The 17,115-nt window shown below is 39.4% G+C and carries 17 protein-coding genes; 13 read left to right on the top strand and 4 right to left on the bottom strand.

Features of this window, described 5'->3' with window-relative positions:
• Positions 1–39: 39 nt before the first annotated feature.
• Together ABFU83_RS04855 and def are read right to left on the bottom strand one after the other, a co-directional pair.
• Positions 40–432, bottom strand: coding sequence for a VOC family protein (locus ABFU83_RS04855; protein WP_347069334.1), 393 nt, complete (start codon positions 430–432; stop codon positions 40–42).
• Between the two features lie 2 nt (positions 433–434).
• Positions 435–1,082 carry a peptide deformylase gene (gene def, locus ABFU83_RS04850; protein ID WP_347069333.1) on the bottom strand — a complete coding sequence of 216 codons (648 nt, stop codon included), beginning with the start codon at positions 1,080–1,082 and terminating at the stop codon, positions 435–437.
• 75 nt (positions 1,083–1,157) lie between these two features.
• On the opposite strand from def, the gene ABFU83_RS04845 reads away from it, so the two are divergent.
• The 6 genes from ABFU83_RS04845 (at position 1,158) to ABFU83_RS04820 (ending at position 5,644) form a co-directional block, all read left to right on the top strand.
• Positions 1,158–1,970: a helix-turn-helix domain-containing protein gene (locus ABFU83_RS04845; protein WP_347069332.1), complete on the top strand. Its 813-nt coding sequence runs from the start codon at positions 1,158–1,160 to the stop codon at positions 1,968–1,970.
• A gap of 92 nt (positions 1,971–2,062) precedes the next feature.
• Entirely contained in the window at positions 2,063–2,437 is a 375-nt protein-coding gene (locus ABFU83_RS04840) for a VOC family protein (RefSeq protein WP_347069331.1), read from the top strand.
• 48 nt (positions 2,438–2,485) lie between these two features.
• Complete coding sequence (locus ABFU83_RS04835; protein ID WP_347069330.1) at positions 2,486–3,736, top strand: agmatine deiminase family protein; 1,251 nt, start codon at positions 2,486–2,488, stop codon at positions 3,734–3,736.
• A gap of 119 nt (positions 3,737–3,855) precedes the next feature.
• A complete protein-coding gene (locus ABFU83_RS04830) occupies positions 3,856–4,284 on the top strand; it encodes a GNAT family N-acetyltransferase (protein ID WP_347069328.1) in 429 nt (142 codons plus the stop codon).
• Between the two features lie 6 nt (positions 4,285–4,290).
• On the top strand, positions 4,291–4,809 hold the full coding sequence (locus ABFU83_RS04825; RefSeq protein WP_347069326.1) for a 5'(3')-deoxyribonucleotidase: 519 nt from the start codon (positions 4,291–4,293) through the stop codon (positions 4,807–4,809).
• Between the two features lie 76 nt (positions 4,810–4,885).
• Positions 4,886–5,644, top strand: a complete 759-nt coding sequence (locus ABFU83_RS04820; protein ID WP_347069324.1) for an SDR family oxidoreductase — start codon at positions 4,886–4,888, stop codon at positions 5,642–5,644.
• A gap of 82 nt (positions 5,645–5,726) precedes the next feature.
• Here ABFU83_RS04820 and glmM read toward each other — a convergent pair whose 3' ends face one another.
• Positions 5,727–7,115, bottom strand: a complete 1,389-nt coding sequence (gene glmM, locus ABFU83_RS04815; RefSeq protein ID WP_347069322.1) for a phosphoglucosamine mutase — start codon at positions 7,113–7,115, stop codon at positions 5,727–5,729.
• Positions 7,116–7,195: 80 nt separating this feature from the next.
• Complete coding sequence (locus ABFU83_RS04810; RefSeq protein WP_347069320.1) at positions 7,196–8,263, bottom strand: acyltransferase; 1,068 nt, start codon at positions 8,261–8,263, stop codon at positions 7,196–7,198.
• 78 nt (positions 8,264–8,341) lie between these two features.
• On the opposite strand from ABFU83_RS04810, the gene ABFU83_RS04805 reads away from it, so the two are divergent.
• The 7 genes from ABFU83_RS04805 to ABFU83_RS04775 all read left to right on the top strand — a co-directional run bounded on the left by ABFU83_RS04805 (position 8,342) and on the right by ABFU83_RS04775 (position 17,067).
• Positions 8,342–8,944: an acyl carrier protein phosphodiesterase gene (locus ABFU83_RS04805; protein WP_347069319.1), complete on the top strand. Its 603-nt coding sequence runs from the start codon at positions 8,342–8,344 to the stop codon at positions 8,942–8,944.
• Positions 8,928–9,593 carry a DNA alkylation repair protein gene (locus ABFU83_RS04800; RefSeq protein WP_347069318.1) on the top strand — a complete coding sequence of 222 codons (666 nt, stop codon included), beginning with the start codon at positions 8,928–8,930 and terminating at the stop codon, positions 9,591–9,593. Before ABFU83_RS04805 ends, ABFU83_RS04800 begins: the two co-directional genes overlap by 17 nt.
• A gap of 81 nt (positions 9,594–9,674) precedes the next feature.
• A complete protein-coding gene (locus ABFU83_RS04795; protein WP_347069317.1) occupies positions 9,675–11,495 on the top strand; it encodes a chloride channel protein in 1,821 nt (606 codons plus the stop codon).
• A gap of 253 nt (positions 11,496–11,748) precedes the next feature.
• Positions 11,749–14,583 carry an excinuclease ABC subunit UvrA gene (uvrA, locus tag ABFU83_RS04790; RefSeq protein WP_347069316.1) on the top strand — a complete coding sequence of 945 codons (2,835 nt, stop codon included), beginning with the start codon at positions 11,749–11,751 and terminating at the stop codon, positions 14,581–14,583.
• 320 nt (positions 14,584–14,903) lie between these two features.
• Positions 14,904–15,629, top strand: coding sequence for a TIGR00730 family Rossman fold protein (locus ABFU83_RS04785; protein ID WP_136401203.1), 726 nt, complete (start codon positions 14,904–14,906; stop codon positions 15,627–15,629).
• 29 nt (positions 15,630–15,658) lie between these two features.
• The gene (locus ABFU83_RS04780) at positions 15,659–16,234 is read left to right on the top strand and encodes a transposase (protein WP_347065527.1); all 576 of its coding nucleotides are present in this window, start codon (positions 15,659–15,661) and stop codon (positions 16,232–16,234) included.
• Positions 16,144–17,067, top strand: coding sequence for an IS3 family transposase (locus tag ABFU83_RS04775; protein WP_347070195.1), 924 nt, complete (start codon positions 16,144–16,146; stop codon positions 17,065–17,067). The genes ABFU83_RS04780 and ABFU83_RS04775 overlap by 91 nt, the downstream gene beginning before the upstream one ends.
• Positions 17,068–17,115 lie beyond the last annotated feature (48 nt).

The following is a 17,115-nucleotide window of genomic DNA, read 5'->3' as shown; positions in this document are numbered from 1 at the left end:
AAGCTGATATAAAAGTTTGAAGTGTAAAAAAATCACGATTTAATGCAGTACTTCAACAACGGTAAGTCGGTTTCCGTATAAATCTTTACAATGGAAAAACTTACTTTCGGTAGTAATGGTTAGCGCTTCGATAATTTCGACCATATTGGTTTTTACATAATGGTATAGGTCTTCACAATTATCAGTATAAATTACAATCGTAGGCTGACCGCCTGTTTGTTGTCCTATAAGTGCCGACTGGGTCGCGTCATCAGCTTTAAGCAACCATAATCCAACGGTAGTATTATCGGAGAAGCCAATATGGACATAGCGTTGCCCGTCTGGCATAGTCGCATCGTAAAGTTTTTTACAGAAAAAATTCTTGCGATAGAAATCAAATGCCTTGTCGTAATCTTCCACTAAAAGAATTACCCTTCCCAAACTGACTTTCATAATTACTGGCGTTTTAAACGGTCTTCTAAATATAACGAGGTCTCATTGTTAATGCTGTGATAGGTATTCTTTGTTTGTTCCTCCAGTCGGTCGGTAAACAAAATACCGTTCAGATGATCGGTTTCATGCTGGAAAATCACCGCTGTAAAGCCTTCGATAATTTCTTCGTGCTTCACACCTTTAATATCCTGATAGGACAATCGGATCGTATAATTGCGGAATACATCGCCACTTCGGTCCGGAATCGACAAACAACCTTCGTTTCCTTTTCGAAGCAATTTGGAACGCCAGATGATCACCGGATTGATGTAGGCTTCAAACGGCTCTCCACTTTTATCAAACCGCTGAACCCAGATTACATTTCGGTTAATTCCAACCTGTGGTGCGGCGATTCCTACACCACCATCTTCCGGATCCGTAACCGCCAGATACATTCTTTCCAGTAGTGCTGTCAAATCTTTGTCGATGGGATTTATATCTTTTGATACCGATTGTAGTATGTTCAATTCCGAAGGTTCCGTTATCTGAATAACCTTCATTTTCTGTTTTCTGTCACCGGAATGGATACGAGCTTTCTCTTCTTTTGTAAAATGTTGCGCCATAGAAGTCATACTAACAAAAGTAAACAACAATAGGTATATTTTTTTCATTTCTAAATTTAAGACATTATTTTTACCGGTAACAAAGATTTAAAATTAATCGGATTCCGGCAAATCACAATCATTTTGACGATAAATAGCAACATAAAAGCGTTATACAAACCTATCCAGCCTACAATACAGCCTACTTCTGACGGTGTGAGCTATCGGGAATTTTTGCCCGATACCAGGCTTTCCGCTTATATTTATTGCTACTGGCAATTGAAAACCAATCAGAAACTTCAGGATGAATTCAGCTATCAGGTAGTCGCAGACGGTTGTATGGATATTTATTTTGAACCCGATAATCCTTCAGAAGCCTATATAAGCGGATTTAATGCGCATTGCACTGAATTTCCATTGGGAAAAACATTCCATTATATTGGTATTCGTTTTTACCCGGCCATGTTCCCACTTCTTTTTCAGATTGATGCTTCCGAACTATCCTATCGTTACGAATTATTACAATTGGTTTTACCGGAAAAAGCCAACTATTTCAAAATGTATTTTACCCCTGGTCAGGATACCAAAACCATTAAACGCCAACTGGATCATTACTACCTGAACCGGATCAATCGTACTGTTTTACAACCCGATTTTCGCTTTTTTAGTGCCATCAACAATATCTTTTCAAAATCCGGGAATCTGAATCTCGAAACGGAACTTGATGCCGGCATCAGTCTGCGGCAACTACGTCGTTTGTCCCATTATTACTTAGGTGATTCTACAAAGACATTTTGTAAGGTCGTACGCTTTCAAAACGCAATACGACAGCATTTCGATTCGAATAGCCCTACTGATTATTCTTTTTTGGATTATGGTTATTACGATCAGGCTCATTTTATCCGGGAATTCAAAAGCATGTATGGCCGTACTCCTAAAAATGCTATAAAAAAATAAAATTTTAGAACCGACATTGCGATTGTCCGTTTTTTACAATTTTTTCTTCATTTAACAACAGAACTTTGTATTCTAAATTTAACCCTATAATTATGAAATTCAACTTTGGCATTATCACGACAAAACGAGCCGAAAGTAAAGCCTTTTATACTTCCGTATTGGGATTTGACGTTACTTTCGAAAACGACTTTTACCTTTTAATGCATAGCCCGGACGGCTTCTTTGAAGTCAGCTTTTTAGAACCCAACCATCCGTCACAACAACCTTTATTTCAACCGGCTTTTACCGGAAACGGAATGTATCTGACTATTGAAGTCGAAAATGTTGACAGTCTTTATGAGTACATGTGTCACAAAAACATTCCGATCGAAATCGAATTACGGGACGAACCATGGGGCGACCGACATTTCGCTATCAAGGATCCAAACGGGATCGGAATTGATATTGTTACCTACTCCGGTTCCTAAAAAGTCCGTATAATTTTTGTAACTTTATAAGTCAAAAAATTACTTGTAATGCGCGCGCACAACTACAAAACCGTTGGTGAATTCGAACCACAGGAATCCGTTTTACTGGTATGGCCATTGGTACAATATGCCACTGCTTCCAAAGAATATGACATCGAAGCTGTGACCATTTCCATTATTTCACATTTATTGGGCCATGTAGCCATTATCGTTTCCTGTTATGACGAAGCCGCCAAAGAACGTGCGATGCAGGAATTGAAGAATCACACGATCGACTGTGAAAAAATCAGTTTTATGGTTTTCCCGTCCGAATTTATTTACCCGCGGGATTTCGGAGCCGAAATACTGATCAATGAAAAAGGCGAACGCGCAGTAGTAGACTTTAATTTCGATTCCTACGGTATTTTTCCCAACAACCATCCGATTTCCAAAAAGATGGAAGAATTTGATCGGGTTCATGCTAAATTTATCGATATCGAAGGTTTGATTTTTACACGATTAACCAGTGAAGGCGGTGATCGGGAATTTAACGGAAATGGCATTTTGATGACCATTGAAGATACCGAAGTCACAAAGCGCAACAAAGGCTGGACCAAAGAACAGGTGGAAGATGAATTCAAACGGATTTTTAACCTCGATAAAGTAATCTGGTTACCGTATGCCACTTATGACGACGAAGATATGCATGCCGGCCCCATTCCAGACGAAAACGGAGCGTTTCACGCCTATCGTTCGGCTTCGGCAAACGGTCATATCGACGAGATGTGCCGTTTTGTAAGTCGGAATACTATCCTACTGGCACATATTACAACAGAAGAAGCCTTACAAAATCCGATTCATGCCTTAAATAAAGAGCGACTGGATTTAGCTTATACGATACTGCAAAAAGAAACCGATCAAAACGGAAACCCTTTTCACATCATACAAATGCCGGTTCCGGAACCGATTTATATCACAGTCAAAGAAGGTGACGACGTTTATGAAAATTATCACTTCCCATATGATTTACTGCACGGCAAACTCAAAGACGGAAGTCCGTTTCCACAGGAACATATGAAAGTACTGCCGGCATTGAGTTATTGTAATTTCCTGATTACAAACAATCTGGTTATCGCTCAAAAATACTATCGCGAAGGCATGCCATATATCATAAAGGAAAAAGATGAAGCCGCTCTGACCATTTTAAAAAACGTATTCCCGGATCGGAAAGTCATCGCAATCGACAGTATCGCCCTTAATTTATGTGGTGGCGGTATTCATTGCCATACACGTAATGTACCAAAAGTCAATCCGAAATAATCGCGGTACAATTACAGCAACATCGTCGCAAAATTTATACATAAATTAACACCTTTCAGCACCACAATTCTGGCGTAAAAGGTTAAATTTGAATGATGACCGATTTGCAAACTTCAATTATGTCCATCCGTAAAGCTACTTTAGCCGACAGCACCAAAATACAGGATTTACTAAAACAAATGGATTATCCCGATACCGAAAATTTTATCCTGAAAAAATTAGAAATCCTACTGTCGCATTCCGATGCGGTTTTATTCGTTTATGAAGAAGCCAACGAAGTACTTGCTTTTATTTCGATTCATTTTATCCCACAATTAGCCCTTGAAGGCGATTTTGCACGGATCAGTTATTTTGCCGTAGATGAAACCGCCCGTAGTAAAGGTATCGGTAAAGAAATGGAAGCCCATTGTGTAGCATTGGCACAGGAACGAAACTGCGATCGGATCGAATTGCACTCCCATTCCAGAAGAACCGAAGCACATCGGTTTTATGACCGGCAAGGGTATACCGAAGTCCCCAAATATTTAGTAAAATCGCTTAAATCATAATATCATATGAAACAACGCTTATTAGTGGATATGGACGGCGTCCTGGCCGATATATATGCCCAATTGATCGAATTCGAATACCAGGACCTTGGCATCCGCCAATCTTACGAAAAAATGAATGGAACATCGGAAGTCGACACTTTTAAAAATGCTTTAGAATATATTTTTAGTGATGGCTTTTTTAGAAACCTACCGGTTATGGAAGGTAGTATCGAAGTAATGCGACAACTCAATGAGCAATACGAACTGTTTATTGTGAGCGCTGCTATGGAATTTCCCAAAAGCCTTACGGACAAATTCTATTGGTTGGAAGAACATTTTCCGTTTCTCCACTGGAAACAAATCGTGATGTGTGGTTCAAAAACGGCTGTAAAAGGTGACATTATGATCGATGATCATTTTAAAAACCTGGATTATTTTAACGGAAAAACCCTGTTGTTTTCCCAGCCGCATAATATTTCCGGAAATACAAAAAATCATACGCGTGTAGATAGTTGGTCGGATGTTGCAAAAATTTTGTTGTAAAATACTTAAACTATCACCATAGTTACCTTTTTGCAACCACTTACCTTTGCCTGATAAAACTTTAAAAATCAAAGCAATGACTCAAAAAATAGTACTCGTAACCGGTGGAAGCCGCGGACTTGGCAAAAATATGGTACTGCAACTGGCTCAAAAAGGACTGGATGTTGTACTAACCTATAACAGTAAAAAAGAAGAAGCTCTTGAGGTTGTAACAGAAATCGAACAATATGGTCGGAAAGCCGCTGCCGTTCAGCTAAATGTATCTGATATCGCATCGTTTGACGCTTTTTGGATAACCGTTCAGCAGACTTTAAAAACCCATTTTCAAGCGGATCATTTTGATTATCTGGTCAATAATGCCGGAATCGGAATTCACGCTTCTTTTGAAGCCACTACCGAAGAACAGTTTGATACCCTAATGGGAATTCAGTTTAAAGGGCCGTTTTTCCTTACTCAAAAAGCCTTACCACTTATGGCTAACGGCGGTGGTATTGTAAATATTTCGACCGGGCTGGCCCGTTTTTCATTTCCGGGTTATGCCGCTTATGCTTCGATGAAAGGCGCTATCGAAACCCTGACCAAATACCAGGCAAAAGAATTAGGCTCCCGAGGAATCCGCGTGAATGTGGTGGCTCCGGGTGCTATCGAAACCGATTTTGGTGGTGGCGTAGTTCGCGATAATGCTGAAATGAACAAAAACATCGCAGCCGCAACTGCATTAGGACGCGTTGGATTACCGGATGATATCGGTGGTGTAGTTGCTTTCCTTTGTACCGATGACGCACGTTGGATTAACGCACAACGCATTGAAGTTTCCGGAGGAATGATGTTGTAATCCAAAAGGATTAAATAATCCTAAAAAATAAAAACCTGTCCGTTTAAGTGGACAGGTTTTCTTTTATGCTATCATCCCGGTTTTAGATTCCGGCGATTTCTTTGATTTCATCAATAATGCGCAACGCCAGTTTATCGGCTTGTTCCTGAGTAGGTGCCTCGGTATAAATTCGGATAATCGGTTCTGTATTTGACTTTCTCAAATGTACCCAATCTTCGGTGAAATCGATTTTGACCCCATCAACCGTCGAAATATTCTCATGCTGATATTTCGCCGTCATGGCTTTTAAAATCGCATCGACATCGATTTGTGGCGTTAACTCGATTTTATTTTTACTCATAAAATACTGCGGATAACCGGCTCTTAACTCGGCCACCGATTGCTCTTGTCCCGCCAGATACGTCAGGAATAGTGCCACACCTACCAAAGCATCACGTCCGTAGTGTGCTTCCGGATAAATAATCCCCCCGTTTCCTTCGCCACCAATAATCGCGTTATTCTTTTTCATCAGTTCCACCACGTTCACCTCTCCCACCGCGCTGGCTTCGTAGGTTCCGTTGTGTTTATTCGTAATATCGCGCAAGGCTCTTGACGATGACATATTCGAAACCGTATTTCCAGGCGTACGACTCAATACATAATCGGCCACGGCTACCAGTGTATATTCTTCACCAAACATTTCACCGTCGTTCGAAATAAACGCCAATCGGTCCACATCCGGATCGACTACAATACCGAAATCGGCTTTTTCTTGTACCACCAATTCGCAGATATCGCCCAAATGTTCCTTTAATGGCTCCGGATTATGCGGAAAATGACCATTCGGTTCACAATACAAACGTACCACTTCCACGCCCATTTGCTCCAGTAATTTCGGAATGATGATTCCTCCCGAAGAGTTCACACCATCGACCACCACTTTGTATTTTTTCTTTTTTACGGCTTCGGCATCCACCAAGGCTAAATTCAGCACTTCATCGATATGGATATCCATATACGCATCGTTTTCGGTCACGGTTCCCAAATGATCCACATCCGAAAAATCGAACGCCTCTTTTTCGGCAATTTCCAGGATTTTAGCACCGTCGGCACCATTTAAAAACTCTCCTTTTTCATTTAACAACTTTAGCGCATTCCATTGTTTCGGATTATGCGAAGCCGTTAGGATAATTCCACCATCGGCTTTTTCCAACGGAACGGCAACTTCAACGGTTGGCGTGGTCGATAATCCCAAATCGATCACATCGATCCCAAGTCCTATCAGTGTATTGACAACGAGATTGTGAATCATCGGGCCGGAAATCCGGGCATCGCGACCAATCACAACGGTTAATTTTTCCTTATTGCTATTTTGTTTTAAAAACGTTCCATAGGCGGAAGCGAATTTTACTGCATCCACAGGTGTTAGGTTATCACCCGTTTTTCCTCCTATTGTTCCTCGAATACCGGAAATCGATTTTATCAGTGTCATATATGCTATTGGGGATTAAAAATTCAAATTCATCACAAATATAAAAAGTTGTCGGCGTTGTACCCAATTCGAATCCTTTTTTATTTGGTTCGTTTTTTGAGTTTTAGAAAAAAGGACTCATAATATAGAAATGATAAAGTCGAAATTACGATAGTCATTCCGGCAACCACTACCGAAAATAAGAGGATCTGCAATACTTCCGGCAATTTTTCTATCACTGGAAAACGAAGAAAAACAAATCCTGTCAGATGCATTGCAAAAGCGTGAAACATATAAATTCCATAGGAAATCGTTCCTAAAAAAGTAACAACCCGGTTTTCCAAAAAAGAAAGCGGAACCAGACTTAACACGGATAACGAAACCGAAAACAAAACCATGCTAAGCAAATGATATCCCATTTCGGATAAAGAATCCTTAAAAATACCCGTTGAAAAATATAGTATTAGCAGGATCAGTACCACTATGACCATGGTCTTTTTACTATTGATTTTATCCTCGTATTGGTACGTCACTATCGAACAAAAACCGGCCGCTGCAAAATAGAAAAAATACAAGCTAAATATTTTTAAGTGTGGGATCAGATCCGAAAAAAATAACATAAAATACCCGATGGTAAAGCCCAGTAATCCTTTTAAAAGATATTGTTTAGGCACTACCAGAAATAACGGTGCAACAAACAGATAAAACTGCTCTTCGATTCCAATTGACCATAAAATTTCAAGGATACCGCCCGGTTTGCAGAGCACATTGAACACATTTGGCAAAAAGAAAACCGCCAGTAAAATCCCCTCAGCCAGGTTATAATCATTTGCGACATCATATCCGAGATGCGGTAATATCGACTGATAATAGACCAATCCCAACACCAGAACCAAATAATACAGCGGAAAAATCCGCAACATTCTTTTCCGGTAAAATCGTTCGAGCAATACTCTATCTGTATTCTTTTTTTCGATATACAATTGTCTTATAATGAGATAACCGCTCAAAGCAAAGAAAAAACATACCGCTTCGCTTCCCCTATGAAAAACAGGAAGACCGTCAAAAAAAGGCACCCCCCGGTTCCGACAAAATTGTGGAATATGATAAATCATTACCAATACTGCCAAAAAGAAACGCAAACCAGTGAGATTAGGCAATACCTTCATCTTTATAAAATGTCTTTTTCCAAAAGTAATTATTACATTTACAAAACAAAGGAAACTTTGACCAAAATAGATACCCTAATGAATTTTTTAGCCCATATTTATTTATCCGGAAATGATGATCTGATTAAAATTGGCAACTTTATGGCCGATGGTATCCGTGGTAACGATTACCGAAACTTTAACCCGGATATTCAAAAAGGGATACTCCTGCACCGGGCGATCGATACCTTTACCGATGCGCATCCGATTTTCAGAAAAAGTAAACACCGACTACATGAACCCTACGGTCATTATTCGGGTGTGATTATGGACGTATTTTATGATCATTTCCTGGCAAAAAACTGGGAACGCTATTCGGAAACTCCATTAGAAACCTATGTTTCGGCATTTTATTCGTCTTTAGAAGAGCATTATGATTTGCTAACCGAAAAAACCAAGGGATTAATGCCGTATATGATTGAACGCAACTGGCTGGTTAGCTATGCCTCTATAGACGGTATTGCGACCATACTGTTCCAAATGGATCAGCGGACAAAAAACCGTTCGCGGATGCAATATTCCGTACAGGAATTACAGGAATACTATATTAACTTTGAAATCGAATTCGCCCTTTTCTTTGAAGAACTAAAACAATTTGCAACCGATAAATTAGCGGAAATTACGCATGACTTTTCTAACTGATCTTACACAAGCCTTCCGCGAAAACGCCTCGGTAGCCAATGCCGGACCTATGGAAGCCTATATGAAACATCATTTTCAATTTTACGGCATCAAAGCACCTTTGCGAAAAAGCATCACCAAACAAATCTGGACGTTGCATAAAACCGAAGTCAAAAACAATACCCGTGAAATTGGTTTGACACTCTTACAACAACAACAACGAGAGTTTCATTATACCGCTATGGAAATATTGGAAAAGGAATTGCGCGGAAAATTTGTAAAAAGCGATATCGATCTGATCGAAAAAACCGTAACCACTGATTCATGGTGGGATACCGTCGATTTTCTTGCCAAATACCTGTTAGGCAATTACCTGACCCAATTTCCAGAAGAAACTGACACTGTGATTAGTCGGTTTTCCGATTCCGACAATATGTGGTTAAACCGATCGGCTATACTTTTTCAACTGGGTTATAAAAGCAAAACCGACGCAGCCTTATTGTTTGCCTTATGCAAAAAACATTCCGGCTCGGGTGAATTTTTTATCCAAAAAGCAATTGGCTGGGCACTGCGGGAATATGCGAAAACTGCCCCGAAAGCCGTTATAAAATTTGTTTCGGAAACCACTTTAAAACCATTAAGCAATCGGGAAGCTTTAAAAAATTTATAACATTTTTAAAATGATACTGGTTCAAAAGGCGTAATTTAGCAGTTTAAAGTTTCCAAAACGGATCACAAAAACATTCCTACAATGCCGAATAAAAACGTATCGCCTATAACCCTCTTTTTGCGAAAAAACTTAAAGCGTTTAGAAGCCACGTTATTTTTTTTAAAAGCCATTTTAAACAACCGACAGTTTATTTATTTATCCTGTATTTTAGTAGCTTTATCCTCAGCTTTGGCGGTAATCGTACTAAAAACGTTTGCACACTCAGTATTCCGTTTTGCAAATTATATCGACAACATACTTCACTTACCCTATAGTAACAGTATCCTGCCAATCGTCGGGATTTTACTGACTGCTTTTGTGATCAAAAAATTCCTGGACGGGAGTATCGAAAAAGGTACGTCCCAGATTATGATTGCCGTGGCTAAAAAATCGGGTATCATGCCCCGGAAACAGATGTATGCGCAGATTATCACAAGTTCCCTCACGGTAGGCTTGGGAGGATCGGCCGGATTGGAGTCACCGATTACCATTACCGGAGCTGCTTTCGGATCGAATTATGCGCAGAAATACCGTCTGAATTACAAAGACCGGACACTTTTATTAGCCTGTGGTGTGGCCGCTGGTATTGCTGCCGCCTTTAACGCACCCATTGCCGGTGTGTTGTTTGCCATTGAAGTGATTCTGGCCGATATGAGTGTCACCGCTTTTATCCCGATCATGATTTCGGCCGCAACCGGATCATTAGTGACCAATGTACTTTTAAAAGAAGACATCCTGTTATCCTTCCACCAACAACTCTCTTTCGATTATCACAATATCCCGTATTATATTGCTATCGGAATTTTTGCCGGACTGGTATCGGTTTACCACGCCCGGACGTTCCGAAAGGTCGAGCATTTTTTCGATCGTTATAAAAACAAAACCTATAAAAAGGCATTGATCGGCGCTTCAATGCTGGCCGTACTGATTTTCTTTTTTCCGACACTCTTTGGAGAAGGATATGAAAGCATTAAAATACTATCGAACGGAAATCCGAGCAAAATACTCGAAAACACACTTTTAAACCCGTTTAAAGACAACGATATCATTCTGTTGGTTTTTGTAGGCGCCACAATGTTTTTAAAAGTTTTTGCAACCGGACTAACCCTAGGAAGCGGCGGAAATGGCGGTAACTTTGCTCCTTCCCTTTTTGTAGGTTCCTATCTCGGTTTTTGTGTCGCTAAATTTTTTAGTTTAATCGGATTATCAGACAATCTGCCGGTAAGCAATTTTACCATTGTTGGAATGGCAGGCGTACTAAGTGGTTTGTTTCACGCACCATTAACCGCAATTTTCCTTATTGCCGAAATCACGGGTGGCTATGGATTAATGGTTCCGTTATTGATCGTTTCGTCTATCAGTTTTGCGATCACCAAAAAAATGGAAATTCATTCGATGGATATTAAAAATCTGGCCGATAAAGGTCAGGTATTTACCAGTGATAAGGACAAAAACATTCTTTCCTCGATTGATTTATCGAAACATATCCGTAATGATTTTACAACGATTACTTCCGATTCGAAACTGGAAAATATTGTCGATTTACTTTCGAATACACGACAGACGCTTTTTCCGATACTAAACGAAAAAGAAGAATTAACCGGTGTAATTAATTTTGATTCCATCCGGAATATTATTTTCAAACCTTTTCAAATCAAATACACCTCCTTACAGGATGTAACCGAAAAACCCGAAGCCGTGATCTGTTATGACGAAATCATGGAAACGGTAATGGAAAAATTCGAAACCTATCATACCGACATCCTTTTTGTTTTAAAAGACAATAAATACCTGGGGTATATTTCCAAAATCGAAGTACTGGAAAGCTATCGGGAAAAGTTAAAAGACATGCGAATCGAATAATAGCCGATTATTACCATAAAACTCATCATTATTTACCCGATCATCAGAAGATTTTACAGAACCTTTACAGCGAAAAAAACTTTCGTTCCGGGTTCTTTGTAAAAACAGCTATCTATTGGGAATCAAATACTTTTTAATTTGGTTTTGCGATCTGAACCTAACTTTCCACTACTAAAAAATAACAAAAATTTCTTTCTTCGGGACGTCTCAAATCGCGCTCAAAACAGTACCTTTGCGTTTTGCTCGATTTTTTATGCTAAACACAGAAGAAACTATTGAAGTATTAGGCGCAAGAGCGCATAATTTAAAGAATATTGACGTTGTGATTCCGCGGGAGAAACTGGTTGTGATTACCGGTTTATCCGGTTCCGGAAAATCATCGCTGGCTTTCGATACCATTTATGCCGAAGGACAGCGCCGTTACATTGAAACTTTTTCTGCGTATGCCCGCCAATTTCTGGGTGGATTGGAACGTCCGGATGTGGATAAAATTGACGGTCTTTCGCCGGTTATTGCCATTGAGCAGAAAACGACCAGCAAAAGTCCGCGTTCTACCGTAGGAACCATAACTGAGATTTACGATTTTCTTCGTTTGTTTTATGCCCGTGCCGGTGAAGCCTACAGTTACAACTCCGGTGAAAAAATGGTGAGCTACAGTGATGAGCAAATTAAAGAACTGATTTTTGAAAACTTCAACGGAAAGCGGATCAATATTCTGGCACCGGTTATCCGATCCCGAAAAGGACACTACCGCGAATTGTTTGAACAAATTTCCAAACAGGGCTTTGTTAAAGTACGCGTAGACGGAGAAATCCGCGATCTGGAATTCGGTATGAAAGTCGACCGTTATAAAACCCACGATATCGAAATTGTAATCGACCGTATGCTGATCGAAAATACGGAAGATAACGACAAAAGACTGACCGAAAGTATTAAAACCGCCATGTATCACGGAGAGGATATCATGATGGTAATCGAACAGGAAAGCCAGGAAGTTCGCTTTTTTAGCCGAAACCTGATGTGTCCGTCGACCGGTATTTCGTATCCGAATCCGGAACCAAACAACTTTTCGTTTAACTCGCCAAAAGGTGCTTGCGAACATTGTAACGGATTGGGTTTAGTAAGTGAAGTGAACCTGAATAAAATTATTCCCAACCCAAAACTTTCGATTAAAAACGGTGGTTTTGCACCATTAGGCGAACAAAAAAATTCCTGGATATTTAAACAATTGGAAATCATCGGGGAAAAATTTGGTTTTAAATTAACCGATCCAATTGAAAAAATAAGCCCGGAAGCGATCGATATGATCCTTAACGGTGGGAATGAAAAATTCTCCGTGGTTTCGAAAGTTATGGGAATCACCAAAGAATATAAAATCGATTTTGAAGGGATTTCCAATTTTATCAAAAACCAGCACGACGAAAGTGATTCGGCGACTATCAAACGATGGGCAAAAGAATTTATGGACGAAGTGGATTGTCCGGTTTGCGAAGGAACCCGCTTGCGAAAAGAAGCGTTATACTTTAAAATCAACGAAAAAAATATTGGCGAACTTTCGGCCATGGATATCGATGAACTGAGTCTGTGGTTTCAGGAACTTGAACCGCATTTATCCGAAAAACAAAAAGCAATCGCCACCGAAATTGTAAAAGAAATACGCGCGCGTTTGAGTTTCCTGGTCGATGTAGGATTAAACTATCTGTCGTTAAATCGTAGTTCCAAATCCCTTTCGGGTGGTGAAGCCCAACGAATCCGACTGGCTACACAAATCGGTTCCCAGCTGGTTGGTGTCTTGTATATTCTGGACGAACCGAGTATCGGATTGCACCAACGCGACAACGAACGTCTGATTCGCTCGCTGGAGCAATTGCGTGATATCGGAAATTCGGTTATTGTAGTAGAACACGACAAAGACATGATCGAACGTGCCGATTATGTGATCGATATTGGTCCGAAAGCCGGCCGTTTTGGCGGGGAAATCATCAGTAAAGGAACGCCGCAGGAATTGTTATCCGAAAAAACCTTAACCGCCTCCTATCTCAACGGAACCATGGAAATTGCAATTCCGGAAGTACGTCGTGAAGGAAACGGAAAAGTATTAAAACTGAGTGGTGCCACCGGAAACAACCTGAAAAACGTAAGCGTTGAATTTCCGTTAGGAAAACTTATCTGTGTAACCGGCGTATCAGGAAGCGGGAAATCAACGTTGATTAACGAAACGCTTTATCCGATTCTGAATGCCCACTTTTTTAATGCCGTTAAAAAACCGCAACCGTATAAAAAAATTGAAGGACTGGAGCATATCGACAAAGTAATCGATATTGATCAAAGTCCGATTGGCCGTACGCCACGTTCCAATCCGGCAACGTATACGGATGTATTTTCGGAAATCCGAACCCTGTTTACCCAAACTCCGGAAGCGATGATCCGTGGTTATAAACCGGGACGTTTTAGTTTTAACGTATCCGGCGGACGTTGCGAAACCTGCGAAGGATCGGGTGTTCGTACGATCGAAATGAGTTTCCTACCGGACGTATATGTAGAATGTGAAACCTGTCAGGGAAAACGTTTTAATCGCGAAACACTTGAAATTCGTTATAAAGGAAAATCCATTTCCGACATTTTGGAAATGACCGTAGATGAAGCGGTTCCGTTTTTTGAAAACATTCCGAAAATCTACCGTAAAATCAAAACCATACAAGATGTCGGCTTAGGCTATATCACCCTTGGTCAGCAAAGTACAACTCTTTCCGGAGGTGAAGCACAACGGATCAAATTGGCTACCGAATTGTCCAAAAAAGACACCGGTAACACTTTCTATATATTAGACGAGCCAACAACCGGATTGCATTTTGAAGACATTCGTGTTTTGATGGAAGTAATCAACAAACTGGTCGACAAAGGCAATACCGTAGTGATCATCGAACATAATTTAGATGTGATCAAATTGGCCGATTATATAATTGACATCGGTTATGAAGGCGGAAAAGGCGGCGGACAACTGGTTACCAAAGGAACACCGGAAGAGGTTATTAAAAACCAAAAAAGTTATACCGCTAAATTCCTGAAAAAGGAATTGCATTTATAAAATACAAAAGGCAATATATGATTGCCTTTTATTTTTACCGAACAAAACACTGTTGTACAATGCATTACAATAAAAGTATTGGATTTCGTATATTTATTTAAAAAAAAGGGAGTACTAAATTTGCATAACGTCAAAAAAGATAATAGTTTTAGACTATGTTTGTCCGGTTTTCGGATAAATGTCGACAAACAACAACACTCCTAATTCACATCATTATACCGACCTATCAGTTGCATCTAGTGTTACTGCGGGATAATTATGACATATGATCTACGAATTCCAATACAAAATAAAATAATAATTAATAGAAAAGAGTTTAGATGATGAAAGAACAATTTGAAAACGAAGACGACAGAATACAGGATAAATTCAAACAAAAAACCTGGAACGAGATACGAACAAACGACTCCTGGGCGATTTTTAAAATCATGTCCGAATTTGTAAACGGCTATGAAACGATGGGACGAATTGGTCCTTGTGTATCGATTTTCGGATCGGCCCGAACCAAACCGGAAGATAAATACTACCTATTGGCTGAAAAAATTGCCTACAAAATCAGTAAAGCGGGTTATGGTGTGATTACCGGTGGCGGTCCCGGAATTATGGAAGCCGGAAATAAAGGGGCGCATTTTGGCGGTGGAACTTCGGTAGGTTTAAACATTGAATTGCCGTTTGAACAACATTTCAATCCGTATATCGACCGCGATAAAAACCTACAGTTCGACTATTTCTTTGTACGCAAAGTAATGTTTGTAAAATACTCTCAGGGATTTGTGGTCATGCCGGGTGGATTTGGAACACTAGACGAATTATTTGAAGCCATCACTTTAATTCAGACCAAAAAAATCGGAAAATTCCCGATTATCCTGGTAGGTCGTGATTTCTGGTCCGGTTTATTGGAGTGGATCAAAACAGTGATCATTGAAAAACACGCCAATGCCAATCCAGCTGATTTAGATCTTTTCCGCGTGGTAGACAACGAAGATGAGGTATTGGAAGCGCTGGATAATTTCTATAAGAAATACAACTTAAGCCCTAACTTCTAATAGGGATATAAACGAAAAAAGGGACTTAAATGAACTGCCCCCAAAAAGTTAGACACTATTTGGGGGCATTTTTTATGGAAAGAAAAGTCAAGTACAATTATGAATTTAAACTTCATTGTGTAGAAGAAGTATTAAATAAAAACCGCTCAAAGGGCTCAGTTGCTCAGGAGCAAGAAATTAGTAAAACTAATCTTGGAAGATGGATAAACTTCTATCTTAAGTATGGAAAAGAAGGTCTGTTATCCCGTAAGAATCAGAATTACAGTTCCGATTTTAAGCTAAAAGTTATACGTACCATTGATCAGAAGTGTTTATCTTTGAGTCAGGCCTGTTTATTTTTCAACATTCCCAATGATGGGATAATCTTGGCCTGGCAGCGTCAATTTAAAAACCATGGCGCACCAGGTTTAGTACAAAAACCAAAAGGAAAACCCATATCGATGACTTACAAAAGAGCTAAAAAGAAATCCGATAAACCTTTGACCAGAGAAGAAGAGCTTTTACTGGAAAATGAATCTTTACGTGCTCAAGTAGCCTATTTAAAAAAGTTACAAGCCTTAATTCAAGCAGAAGAAGCCGAGCAAAACAAAAGGCACAAACCATAGAGGAATTAAGGCATAACCATGATCTATCTCTTTTATTGGATCATGCAAATATGGCACGGAGTAGTTATTATTATCATCAAAAGAGAAACGCTGTTATTGACAAATATACAGAGCTTAAAGAGTTGATTAAATCGATCTATCATTCTCATAAAGGTCGTCTGGGCTATCGCCGTATCACTCTTGAGATAAGGAATAAAGGTTTTGTAATTAATCACAAGACTGTATTGAAACTAATGAAAGTTTTAGGGCTTAAGAGTTTAATAAGAGTTAAGAAATATAAATCGTATAAAGGAGAACATGGCAAGATAGCACCTAATATATTACAACGGAATTTTAAAGCAGAACAACCCAATCAAAAATGGGCAACTGATATAACCGAATTCAATGTAAAGGGAAAGAAGCTATACTTGTCTCCTGTCATTGATCTATTTAATGGAGAAATAATAAGCTATGAATTATCAGAAAGGCCAAATTTTGAACAGGTCACTAATATGCTTAAAAAGTCATTTAGGAAAATAGCAGATAATACTGGGCTTATATTGCACTCTGATCAAGGATGGCAATACCAAATGAAACAATATCAAAGATTATTGAAGGACAAGGGAGTTACTCAAAGTATGTCAAGAAAAGGGAATTGCTTAGACAATGCTGTTATAGAAAACTTTTTTGGTATTATTAAATCAGAGTTGTTTTATCTTCAAAAGTTTAAATCAACAGAACATTTAAAACAAGAGCTTAAAAAGTACATAAGCTATTACAATAACAATAGAATTAAACTTAATTTAAATGGAATGAGCCCGGTGAAATACCGAGCTCATTATTGTCAAATTTAATTATAAATTTGTCTAACTTTTTGGGAGCACTCTAAAAAGTCCCTTTTT

Source organism: Flavobacterium sp. WV_118_3, from assembly GCF_039778605.1.
Taxonomy (GTDB): Bacteria; Bacteroidota; Bacteroidia; order Flavobacteriales; family Flavobacteriaceae; genus Flavobacterium.
The sequence above is the reverse complement of the archived record's forward strand: the minus strand, read 5'-3'. Positions and strand labels throughout refer to the sequence as shown.

Coding starts and splice junctions, on each gene's coding strand:
- ABFU83_RS04855 (WP_347069334.1), bottom strand. CDS start 432: ATGAAAGTCAGTTTGGGAAGGGTAATTCTTTTAGTGGAAGATTACGAC.
- def (WP_347069333.1), bottom strand. CDS start 1,082: ATGAAAAAAATATACCTATTGTTGTTTACTTTTGTTAGTATGACTTCT.
- ABFU83_RS04840 (WP_347069331.1), top strand. CDS start 2,063: ATGAAATTCAACTTTGGCATTATCACGACAAAACGAGCCGAAAGTAAA.
- ABFU83_RS04835 (WP_347069330.1), top strand. CDS start 2,486: ATGCGCGCGCACAACTACAAAACCGTTGGTGAATTCGAACCACAGGAA.
- ABFU83_RS04830 (WP_347069328.1), top strand. CDS start 3,856: ATGTCCATCCGTAAAGCTACTTTAGCCGACAGCACCAAAATACAGGAT.
- ABFU83_RS04825 (WP_347069326.1), top strand. CDS start 4,291: ATGAAACAACGCTTATTAGTGGATATGGACGGCGTCCTGGCCGATATA.
- ABFU83_RS04820 (WP_347069324.1), top strand. CDS start 4,886: ATGACTCAAAAAATAGTACTCGTAACCGGTGGAAGCCGCGGACTTGGC.
- glmM (WP_347069322.1), bottom strand. CDS start 7,115: ATGACACTGATAAAATCGATTTCCGGTATTCGAGGAACAATAGGAGGA.
- ABFU83_RS04810 (WP_347069320.1), bottom strand. CDS start 8,263: ATGAAGGTATTGCCTAATCTCACTGGTTTGCGTTTCTTTTTGGCAGTA.
- ABFU83_RS04805 (WP_347069319.1), top strand. CDS start 8,342: ATGAATTTTTTAGCCCATATTTATTTATCCGGAAATGATGATCTGATT.
- ABFU83_RS04800 (WP_347069318.1), top strand. CDS start 8,928: ATGACTTTTCTAACTGATCTTACACAAGCCTTCCGCGAAAACGCCTCG.
- ABFU83_RS04795 (WP_347069317.1), top strand. CDS start 9,675: ATGCCGAATAAAAACGTATCGCCTATAACCCTCTTTTTGCGAAAAAAC.
- uvrA (WP_347069316.1), top strand. CDS start 11,749: ATGCTAAACACAGAAGAAACTATTGAAGTATTAGGCGCAAGAGCGCAT.
- ABFU83_RS04785 (WP_136401203.1), top strand. CDS start 14,904: ATGATGAAAGAACAATTTGAAAACGAAGACGACAGAATACAGGATAAA.
- ABFU83_RS04780 (WP_347065527.1), top strand. CDS start 15,659: ATGAACTGCCCCCAAAAAGTTAGACACTATTTGGGGGCATTTTTTATG.